This window comes from Pseudomonas sp. CIP-10 (assembly GCF_020911845.1).
GTDB classification, from domain to species: Bacteria; Pseudomonadota; Gammaproteobacteria; order Pseudomonadales; family Pseudomonadaceae; genus Aquipseudomonas; species Aquipseudomonas alloputida.
Map to the genome: position 1 here is coordinate 5,752,081 of NZ_CP087160.1, position 9,334 is coordinate 5,761,414.

9 protein-coding genes are annotated in these 9,334 nt (G+C 62.7%); 1 reads left to right on the plus strand and 8 read right to left on the minus strand.

Annotated elements, in window-relative coordinates; translation table 11 throughout:
- Positions 1 to 32 precede the first annotated feature (32 nt).
- A complete protein-coding gene (locus LMH93_RS25895) occupies positions 33 to 2,399 on the plus strand; it encodes a penicillin acylase family protein (protein WP_230064732.1) in 2,367 nt (788 codons plus the stop codon).
- Between the two features lie 133 nt (positions 2,400 to 2,532).
- Here the strand turns inward: LMH93_RS25895 and LMH93_RS25900 are convergent, their stop codons facing one another.
- From LMH93_RS25900 to oscA, 8 genes are all read right to left on the minus strand, one after another.
- Entirely contained in the window at positions 2,533 to 3,318 is a 786-nt protein-coding gene (locus LMH93_RS25900; protein WP_003248974.1) for a MetQ/NlpA family ABC transporter substrate-binding protein, read from the minus strand.
- A gap of 175 nt (positions 3,319 to 3,493) precedes the next feature.
- A complete protein-coding gene (locus LMH93_RS25905) occupies positions 3,494 to 4,324 on the minus strand; it encodes a sigma 54-interacting transcriptional regulator (protein ID WP_004575844.1) in 831 nt (276 codons plus the stop codon).
- A gap of 64 nt (positions 4,325 to 4,388) precedes the next feature.
- Complete coding sequence (locus LMH93_RS25910) at positions 4,389 to 4,970, minus strand: alpha/beta hydrolase (protein ID WP_185279818.1); 582 nt, start codon at positions 4,968 to 4,970, stop codon at positions 4,389 to 4,391.
- A gap of 210 nt (positions 4,971 to 5,180) precedes the next feature.
- Positions 5,181 to 6,170, minus strand: coding sequence for a sulfate/molybdate ABC transporter ATP-binding protein (locus tag LMH93_RS25915; protein WP_003248965.1), 990 nt, complete (start codon positions 6,168 to 6,170; stop codon positions 5,181 to 5,183).
- 3 nt (positions 6,171 to 6,173) lie between these two features.
- Positions 6,174 to 7,046 carry a sulfate ABC transporter permease subunit CysW gene (gene cysW, locus LMH93_RS25920; protein ID WP_004575843.1) on the minus strand — a complete coding sequence of 291 codons (873 nt, stop codon included), beginning with the start codon at positions 7,044 to 7,046 and terminating at the stop codon, positions 6,174 to 6,176.
- Between the two features lie 11 nt (positions 7,047 to 7,057).
- A complete protein-coding gene (gene cysT, locus LMH93_RS25925) occupies positions 7,058 to 7,876 on the minus strand; it encodes a sulfate ABC transporter permease subunit CysT (protein WP_003248961.1) in 819 nt (272 codons plus the stop codon).
- A gap of 185 nt (positions 7,877 to 8,061) precedes the next feature.
- Positions 8,062 to 9,069: a sulfate ABC transporter substrate-binding protein gene (locus tag LMH93_RS25930; RefSeq protein WP_003248959.1), complete on the minus strand. Its 1,008-nt coding sequence runs from the start codon at positions 9,067 to 9,069 to the stop codon at positions 8,062 to 8,064.
- Between the two features lie 50 nt (positions 9,070 to 9,119).
- Positions 9,120 to 9,302 (minus strand): sulfur starvation response protein OscA, encoded by a 183-nt coding sequence (gene oscA / locus LMH93_RS25935; RefSeq protein WP_003248957.1) that lies wholly within the window; start codon positions 9,300 to 9,302, stop codon positions 9,120 to 9,122.
- Positions 9,303 to 9,334 lie beyond the last annotated feature (32 nt).

Sequence of the window (9,334 nt, forward strand, 5' to 3'; positions counted from 1 at the left end):
ACATTTTTCGTTTGAATGCACAAGGAGTCTGAATGAAGCGCAGCCTGACCCTGCTGGCGGTGGTAGTCACCGTTTCCGCTGGCGCCGCCGGTTACTGGTACGTGCAGGGGAAGCTGCCGCAGCGCGAGGGCGAGGTCGCCATTACCGGCCTGCAAGCGCCGGTCAGCGTGCGCTACGACGCCCGCGGCGTGCCACACCTGCAGGCACAGAGCGAGCCGGACCTTTACCGTGCACTGGGCTACGTGCATGCCCAGGACCGGCTGTTCCAGATGGAGATTTTGCGCCGCCTGGCCCGTGGCGAACTGGCTGAGGTGCTCGGCGACAAGCTGCTGCCCACCGACACCCTGTTCCGCAGCCTGCGCATACGCGAGCAGGCCGCGCTGATGGCCAAGCGGCAGGATCCGCAGGCGCCGGCATGGCAGGCCCTGCAAGCCTACCTCGAGGGGGTCAACAGTTGGCAGGCCAGCCACCCCAAGCCCACGGAATTCGACCTGCTCGGCATCACCCCGCGCCCGTTCACCGCCGAGGACACGCTGAGCATCGCCGGCTACCTGGCCTACAGTTTTGCCGCCGCGTTCCGCACCGAGCCAGCGCTGACCTACATCCGCGACCAGCTGGGGCCTGACTACCTGAAAATATTCGACCTTGGCTGGCAACCCGAGGGCGCACTGGGCACGCCACTGGCCGCTGCCGACTGGAAAAGCCTGGAAGCACTTGCGCGCTTAAGCAATGAGGCACTGGGCGACGCCGGCATCCCGCAGTTCGAAGGCAGCAACGCCTGGACGGTCGCGGGTAGCCGCACCCGCAGTGGCAAGCCGTTGCTGGCTGGCGACCCGCACATCAGCTTCGCCGTACCTGCGGTGTGGTACGAGGCCGAACTGTCAGCGCCCGGTTTCAATCTCTACGGCTATTTCCAGGCACTCAACCCGTTCGCTCTGCTCGGCCACAACCGTGATTTTGGCTGGAGCCTGACCATGTTCCAGAACGATGACGTCGACCTGATCGCCGAAAAGACCAACCCTGCCAACGCCGATCAGGTGATGGTCGATGGCCAGTGGCGCACACTGGAAAAGACCGAGCAGACGATTGCCGTCAAAGGCGAGCAGCCGGTCACCATCAGCCTGCGCCGCTCGCCCCATGGCCCGATCGTCAACGACGTACTGGGCAGCACCACTGGCCCCACGCCAATCGCCATGTGGTGGGCATTCCTGGAAACCGAAAACCCGATCCTCGACGGCTTCTACCAGCTCAACCGCGCCGACACCCTGGGCAAGATGCGCGAGGCCGCCGCCAAGGTTCACGCGCCGGGGCTCAACCTTGTCTGGGCCAATGCCCGTGGCGACATCGGCTGGTGGGCGGCGGCAAAGCTGCCAATCCGCCCCGACGGGGTCGACCCAGCGTTCATCCTCGACGGCACCAGCGCCCAGGCCGACAAGCTCGGTTTCTACCCCTTCAGCGTCAACCCACAGCAGGAAAACCCGGCCCGCGGCTATATCGTCTCGGCCAACTACCAGCCACCGGCGGCGGTGCCGATACCGGGTTACTACAACCTGCCCGACCGTGGCCGCCAGCTCGATCGCCACCTGGCCAACCCAGAGGTGAAATGGGACACCCAAAACAGCCAGGCACTGCAGTTGGACACCGCCAGTGACTATGGCCCGCGCACGCTTGCCCCGCTTCTGGCAACCCTGCGGGCGGTGGCAGAAGGTGATGAAGAGCAAGAGCTGGTCGAGCAACTGGCGGCTTGGGCTGGGGACTACCCGCTCGACTCGACCAGCGCCACGCTGTTCAACCAATTCCTTTATGAACTGGCATTCGCGGCCCTGCATGACGAGCTGGGCGATACCTGGTTCCCGGTGCTGATCAGCACCCGCGCCATCGACGCCGCCCTGCCACGCCTGGCAGCGCAAGCCGATTCACCCTGGTGGAACACCCGTGGTGGCAGCCAGCGAACGGACCGTACCACCGTCGTGCGCACAGCGTGGCAAAGCAGCTTGAAGCACCTGCGCGACACCCTGGGCAGTGATCCGGCCAGCTGGCAATGGGGCAAGGCCCATACCCTGACCCACAACCATCCGCTTGGGGTGAAAAAGCCGCTGAACCTGCTGTTCAACGTTGGGCCATTCGCCGCACCTGGTACCCACGAAGTGCCGAACAACCTTTCGGCGAAGATCAGCGCTGCGCCATGGCCGGTAACCTATGGGCCGTCGACGCGGCGACTGATCGACTTTGCCGATGCCGGACAGGCCCTGACCATCAACCCGGTCGGGCAGAGTGGCGTGCCGTTTGACCGGCATTACGCGGACCAGGCTGAGGGGTATGTGCAGGGGCAGTATCAGCGGGCGCAGATGGGGGTAATCCCGGCGCAGACTACCTTACGGCTGGTACCCCCAAGGTAAGGGGCTGCTTTGCAGCCCGTTCGCAGCACAAGGCTGTCTCTACAGATGCTGCGTGTGCCTGCCCGTGCAGGGCAAAAAAAAACGCCGACACTAAAGGTGTCGGCGTTGGCGCATACCGGGGTTGCAAGCGAAATCAGAACGCCGGCAGTACGGCACCTTGGTACTTCTTGGCAATGAATGCCTTCACTTCAGGGCTGGTCAGGGCCTTGGCCAGTTTCTGGATGGCCTCACTGTCCTTGTTGTCCGGGCGGGCAACCAGGAAGTTCACGTACGGCGAGTCGGCACCTTCGATCACCAGCGCGTCCTTGGCCGGGTTCAGGCCGGCTTCCAGGGCGTAGTTGGTGTTAATCATGTCCAGGTCGACCTGGTCCAGCACACGCGGCAGCATGGCCGATTCAAGCTCGCGGAACTTCAGCTTCTTCGGGTTCTCGGCAATGTCCTTTGGCGTGGCCAGGGCGTTTTTCGGGTCTTTCAGGGTGATCAGGCCAGCCTTCTGCAGCAGGATCAGGGCGCGGCCGCTGTTGCTGCCTTCGTTAGGGATGGCAACGGTGGCGCCCTCCTTCAGCTCGGACAGGTTCTTGATCTTCTTCGAGTAACCACCGAACGGCTCGACGTGCACACCGATCACGGTTTCCAGGTGGGTGCCCTTGCCTTCGTTGAAGCTCTTCAAGTACGGCAGGGTCTGGAAGTAGTTGGCGTCCAGGCGCTTCTGGTCCACCTGCACGTTCGGCTGTACGTAATCGGTGAAGACCTTGATCTGAAGGTCCACGCCTTCTTTTGCCAGGGTCGGCTTGATCAGTTCGAGAATTTCGGCGTGCGGTACCGGGGTAGCGGCAACCACCAGTTTCTCGGCAGCAGCGGCCAGGCCGGAGAACGACAGGGCAGCAGCCAGGGCAGTGGTCAGCAGGGTCTTCTTCATGGTGGTCCTTGTTCTGAATCTGGGCCATCGACGATGGCAAATCGGGTGCCCAACCGGTTCACCAGTGGGCTTGAGGCGGACGATACCCAAATTTTTTATTCCGCAACAATATCTTTTACTTAGCTGCTTATTCCAAAAACACAATACCATCAGCCTCTTTACCCATGAGCGATGTCTAACGCGCGGGGTCAGGCAGTTCGAGATCCTCCGGCAGGATCTCTTCGCCGTCATTGACCAGCAAGGCAAAGTGGATGACGTTCTCCAGTTCGCGGGTATTGCCCGGCCAGAAATGCGCCTCCAGCACCCGCTGCGCCGCCTCGCTCACCAAGGGCACAGGCCGTTGCAGGCGCACGCTGTAGATGCCCACGAAGTACTCGGCCAGCGGCAGGATATCGCCCGGCCGCTCGCGCAGCGGCGGCAGTTCCAGCGCGCCCTCGCGCAGATACTGGTACAGGCGCTCGTTGAAGCGCCCTGCACGTACTACACGGGCCAGGTCGATGCTGGTGGCGGCTACCAGACGCACATCCACCGGCTGTGGCTGCTGCGCGCCCACCCGAGTGACCTCGCGGTTTTCCAGGGCCGCCAGCAGCTTGCCCTGGATGGCCAACGGCAAGTCGGCAATCTCGTCCAGGTACAAGGTGCCGCCGCTGGCCGAACCGAACCAGCCGGCGCGGCTGCTGGCCGTACCGCCATGGGTGCCCGCGCTATAGCCAAACAGCTCGGCATCGGCGTAGGTGGGGCTGATGGCCGCGCAGTTGACCGACACGAACAACCCTCCACGGTCGCTGGTACGGTGGATCTGCCGAGCCAGCAGCTCCTTGCCGGTGCCGGTCTCGCCTCGGATCAGCACCGGCAAAGGTTGTGGCGCCAGGCGCTCAAGGTCCTCGCGCAGCTGCTGCGAGCGCGGGTCGATGAACACCAGCGCCTTGGCACGAATGCTCAGCGGGCTCTTGTCCAGCTCGGGGAAGGTCAGCAGCGGCTGGCCGAACGGGTTTTGAAACGTCATGACGAACTCCCGCCCCAGGCCCGTAATGGCCAGGCGTCAGGCAAAGGGTGAACAGTAAGGGCGATCAGGCGCGGCGCAGTGCGCGCTGCTCGATCCGGCTCTGCAAGCGATACAGGTAGGCGAAGCCTTGTTCCCAGCGCTCATGACCGGACTTGACGTTGATGTGCCCGGCATTGCTCAGCAAACCCGCTTCGGCGCCCCATGCCTGGGCCAGGTACAGCGCCCGTGGCACGTTCACGGCAGGGTCGTTGTCCGAGCTGACGACCTGGCTAGGGAACGGCAGCACCTCGGTAGGGATCGGCGCAAAGTTGCGCAGCACGGGTGCACAAGTGGGCCGTTCGACATCTGCCGGCGCCACCAGCAGTGCACCACGCACCTGCCGCAGCAAGGCTGGGCTTGCCTGCGCTGCCCAATGGGCGACAGTGATGCAACCAAGGCTGTGGGCAATCAGGATCACCGGCGAGCGCTCGGCGGCAATCGCCTGCTCCAGCACGTGCACCCAGTCCTGCCGCTGCGGGGTGAGCCAGTCTTGCTGTTCAACCCGAGCACTGTTGGGCAGGGTGCGCTGCCAGTGACTCTGCCAATGGTTGTCTGGCGATCCTTGCCAACCCGGCACAATCAGGTAGCGAATCGACTCATTGCGCATGGGGACGCCTCCAGTAAGTTTGCGTGCTTGGAGACAAGTATAGGGAGGGCGAAATATTCGTAAAGGAATAAGAAGATATTTATTAATACCCATAGTGCATAACAAGTGCGCTACCGCCACTCGCTTGTAAAAGGCTGTAAAGCTGCCCTGTCAAACGTTCAGGCAAGAAAAACCCGGGACCATGCCCGGGCTCTCTTTTCCTTGTGCGACTCAGATATCCGCCACCTTCTGCCATACCTTCGGCCGGAAGAACAACGTCTCTCCCCGCGCCAGCCCGGTCAGGCTGTCATGGTCTTTCACCACCTCGGCCTCGATCAGCTCGCTCTGCCCTTCCACCTTCAAGGTCACCCGCGTGGTCGCGCCCAACGGCCGAATGTCGCGCACCTCGGCCGCATGGTGCCCTTCGGTCTCATGCCGCGACAGCGACACCTCGTGCGGGCGAAACAGCACGTGATGCCCTTCGCTCAAGGCCAGGCGGTTGGAGTCACCGAGGAAGTGGTAGACGAAATCGTTGGCCGGCTGATCGTACACCTCACCCGGCGAGCCGATCTGCTCGATCACGCCCTTGTTCATGACCACGATGCGGTCGGCTACTTCCATGGCTTCTTCCTGGTCGTGGGTAACGAACACCGACGTCAGGTTGATATCCTCGTGCAGCCGCGCCAGCCAGCGCCGCAGCTCTTTTCGCACCTTGGCATCCAGCGCACCGAATGGCTCGTCCAGCAGCAGCACCTTCGGCTCCACCGCCAGGGCACGGGCCAGGGCGATACGCTGACGCTGGCCACCGGAAAGCTGCTCGGGGTAGCGGTCGGACAGCCAGTCCAGTTGCACCATGTTCAGCAGCTCATGCACCTTCTCGGCAATCTTGCTCTCGCTTGGGCGCTCGCCCTTGGGCTTCATGCGCAGGCCGAAAGCAACGTTGTCGAACACGCTCATGTGGCGGAACAGCGCGTAGTGCTGGAACACGAACCCGACGTTACGGTCACGCACGTCATGGCCGGAAACGTCCTCGCCATGGAACACGATGTTGCCCTGGTCCGGGGTTTCCAGGCCGGCAATGATGCGCAGCAGGGTGGTCTTGCCACAGCCGGACGGGCCGAGCAGAGCCACCAGCTCGCCGCTGTTGATGTCCAGGTTGATTGCGTTCAGGGCCTGGAAGCTGTTGAAGCGCTTGCTGACGTTACGAACTTCGATCGACATGAATCATTCCTCCGCGGCGCTATGGCGCAGGCGGTTAATACGGTTCTCGCTCCACTGCTTGAGCAGCAGGATGAAGAGCGCCAGGATCAGCAACAGGCTGGCCACGCTGAAGGCTGCGACGTGGTTGTACTCGTTGTAGAGAATCTCCACATGCAGCGGCAAGGTGTTGGTCACGCCACGGATGTGGCCCGACACCACCGACACCGCACCGAACTCGCCCATGGCCCGCGCGGTACACAGCACCACGCCGTAGATCAGCCCCCATTTGATGTTCGGCAGGGTCACGTGCCAGAACATCTGCCAGCCGTTGGCACCGAGCAGCCGTGCAGCCTCCTCCTCCTGCGTGCCTTGCTCCTGCATCAGCGGGATCAGCTCACGGGCCACGAACGGTACGGTAACGAAAATGGTCGCCAGGACAATGCCCGGCAGGGCGAACACGATCTGGATATCGTGGTCCTGCAGCCACGGACCGAACAGGCCCTGCGCGCCGAACATCAGCACGTAGACCAGGCCGGCGATCACGGGTGACACCGAGAACGGCAGGTCGATCAGGGTGACCAGGATGCTCTTGCCACGGAAGGTGTACTTGCTCACGCACCAGGCAGCGCTTACGCCAAATACCAGGTTCAGCGGCACCGAGATAACCACGGCGAGCAGGGTCAGCTTCAGCGCCGACAACGCATCGGGTTCGAAGATCGCCTCGAAGAAGGTGCCAAAACCGTTCTTCAGCGCCTGCGATACCACGATCACCAGCGGCAGCAGCAGGAACAGGGCGAACACCAGCCAGCCAAGGCCGATCAGGATACGCCGTGACGTGGCGCTGCCACGGCGGGCGGCGTTGGCTGCGGCACTTGCACTCAGGGATGAACTGGACATGCCGGCCTCCTTCAAGGGGTTTCGATGCGGCGCTGCAGCAGGTTGATCAGCAGCAGCAGGATGAAGGAAACCACCAGCATCAACACGCCGATGGCGGTCGCGCCGGTGTAGTCGTACTGGTCGAGCTTGACCATGATCAGCAGCGGCAGGATCTCGGTCTTCATCGGCATGTTGCCAGCAATGAAGATCACAGAACCATACTCGCCCACGCCACGGGCGAAGGCCAGGGCAAAGCCGGTGAGCCATGCCGGCAGCAGGGCCGGCGCCAGGATGTGGCGGAACACCTGCAATGGCTTGGCCCCCAGGCAGGCTGCGGCCTCTTCCACTTCACGCGGGATGTCGGCCAGTACCGGCTGCACCGTGCGCACCACGAACGGCAGGGTCACGAAGGTCAGTGCCAGGGTGATGCCCAGCGGGGTGTAGGCGATCTTGAAGCCCAGGTCGGTGGCGAACTGGCCGACCCAGCCCTGCGGCGCGTACAGGGCAGTCAGGGCGATACCGGCAACCGCGGTCGGCAAGGCGAACGGCAGGTCGATCATCGCATCGATGATCTTGCGCCCAGGGAAGGTGTAACGCACCAGCACCCAAGCCAGCAGGGTACCGATCACACCGTTGATGATGGCGGCGAACAGGGCAGTGCCGAAGCTCAGCTTGAGCGCAGCGATCACCCGCGGCGCACTGATGATGGTCCAGAACTGCTCGAAGGTCAGCTGCGAGGCATGGATGAACATGGCCGCCAGCGGTATCAGCACGATCAGGCTGAGGTACACCAAGGTGTAGCCCAGCGTCAGCCCGAAGCCGGGTATGACGGGGGAGATGCGACGCGACATAAATATCCCTGGTTGAACGCACTAAGCCCGGAAACAATCCCGGGCCGGTGCAAGCTTTTGTATCCTGGGGCTGCTTGGCAGCCCATTCGCGACACAAGGCCGCTCCCACAGGGGACTATGGTTCCTTGTGGGAGCGGCCTTGTGCCGCGAATGGGCCGCAACGCGGCCCCGCGTTCCTTTGGCCCTTACTGTGCCTGATAGATCTGGTCGAACACACCGCCATCATTGAAGAATTTCGGTTGTGCAGTCTTCCACCCACCAAAGTCCTTGTCGATGGTCACCAGGTCCAGTTTCGGGAACTGCTTGCCGAACTCCGCAGCGACCTTCTCGTCACGCGGGCGGTAGAAGTTCTCGGCGGCAATCTTCTGCCCGGCCGGGCTGTACAGGTGCTTGAGGTATTCGGTGGCAATCTCGGTATTGCCCTTCTTCTCGGCGTTCTTGTCGACCACGGCCACTGGCGGCTCGGCCAGGATCGACAGCGACGGCACGACGATGTCGAACTTGTCGGCACCCCCGTCTTCCTTCAGGGCCAGGAAGGCCTCGTTTTCCCAGGCCAGCAACACGTCGCCCTGGCCATTGTTGACGAAGGTGATGGTCGAACCACGGGCGCCGGTATCCAGCACCGGTACATGCTTGAACAGCTCCTGCACATAGGCCTTGGCCTTCTCTTCGCTACCGCCGGCCTTCAGGCCGTACGCCCATGCTGCGAGGAAGTTCCAGCGCGCACCGCCGGAGGTTTTCGGGTTCGGGGTGATGACCGACACGTCCTTCTTGATCAGGTCGCCCCAGTCCTTGATGCCTTTCGGGTTGCCCTTGCGCACCAGGAACACGATGGTCGAGGTGTACGGGGTGCTGGCGTCAGGCAGGCGGGTCTGCCAGTTCTCGGGCAGTGTCTTGCCAAGCTTGGCCACTTCGTCGATGTCACCGGCCAGGGCCAGGGTCACCACGTCAGCGCGCAGGCCGTCGATCACCGCACGGGCCTGCTTGCCCGACCCCCCATGGGATTGCTGGATTTTCACCTTGTCACCCGGATGGGCCTGTTGCCAGTGTTTGATGAACTCAGCGTTGTACTGCTGGTACAGCTCACGGGTCGGGTCGTAGGACACGTTGAGCAGTTCGTAGTCCTTGGCGATGGCGGAACCGGCAAAAACAGCACTGGCCAGGGCGGCGAGCGCATAACGGCGGATGGACATGGTGAAGCTCCCGATTGGCATTTTTCTAGTTTTGGATGTTGTGGCGCCGATCAGCCGGGCTTGTTGCCGGGCTGTTGCAGGCGGAACTTCTCCTTGCGCTCGATCTGTACGACCTGAGCGTTGTGCACGGTGATCTCCACCGCACCGAAACGCAGGTCGCGCAAGGCGCTCTGGATTTCACGCAAGATGGTGGCTTCGTCCTGACCGTCGATGCTACGCAGAGATGCACTCATGCTCGTTCTCCTTGGAGTGAGGGCGCCGGGCA

Excerpts from the sequence above, each read along its gene's own strand:
- cysT (WP_003248961.1), bottom strand. The coding sequence starts at position 7,876 with ATGTCGCGTCGCATCTCCCCCGTCATACCCGGCTTCGGGCTGACGCTG.
- LMH93_RS25930 (WP_003248959.1), bottom strand. The coding sequence starts at position 9,069 with ATGTCCATCCGCCGTTATGCGCTCGCCGCCCTGGCCAGTGCTGTTTTT.
- LMH93_RS25915 (WP_003248965.1), bottom strand. The coding sequence starts at position 6,170 with ATGTCGATCGAAGTTCGTAACGTCAGCAAGCGCTTCAACAGCTTCCAG.
- LMH93_RS25895 (WP_230064732.1), top strand. The coding sequence starts at position 33 with ATGAAGCGCAGCCTGACCCTGCTGGCGGTGGTAGTCACCGTTTCCGCT.
- oscA (WP_003248957.1), bottom strand. The coding sequence starts at position 9,302 with ATGAGTGCATCTCTGCGTAGCATCGACGGTCAGGACGAAGCCACCATC.
- LMH93_RS25910 (WP_185279818.1), bottom strand. The coding sequence starts at position 4,970 with ATGCGCAATGAGTCGATTCGCTACCTGATTGTGCCGGGTTGGCAAGGA.
- LMH93_RS25905 (WP_004575844.1), bottom strand. The coding sequence starts at position 4,324 with ATGACGTTTCAAAACCCGTTCGGCCAGCCGCTGCTGACCTTCCCCGAG.
- LMH93_RS25900 (WP_003248974.1), bottom strand. The coding sequence starts at position 3,318 with ATGAAGAAGACCCTGCTGACCACTGCCCTGGCTGCTGCCCTGTCGTTC.
- cysW (WP_004575843.1), bottom strand. The coding sequence starts at position 7,046 with ATGTCCAGTTCATCCCTGAGTGCAAGTGCCGCAGCCAACGCCGCCCGC.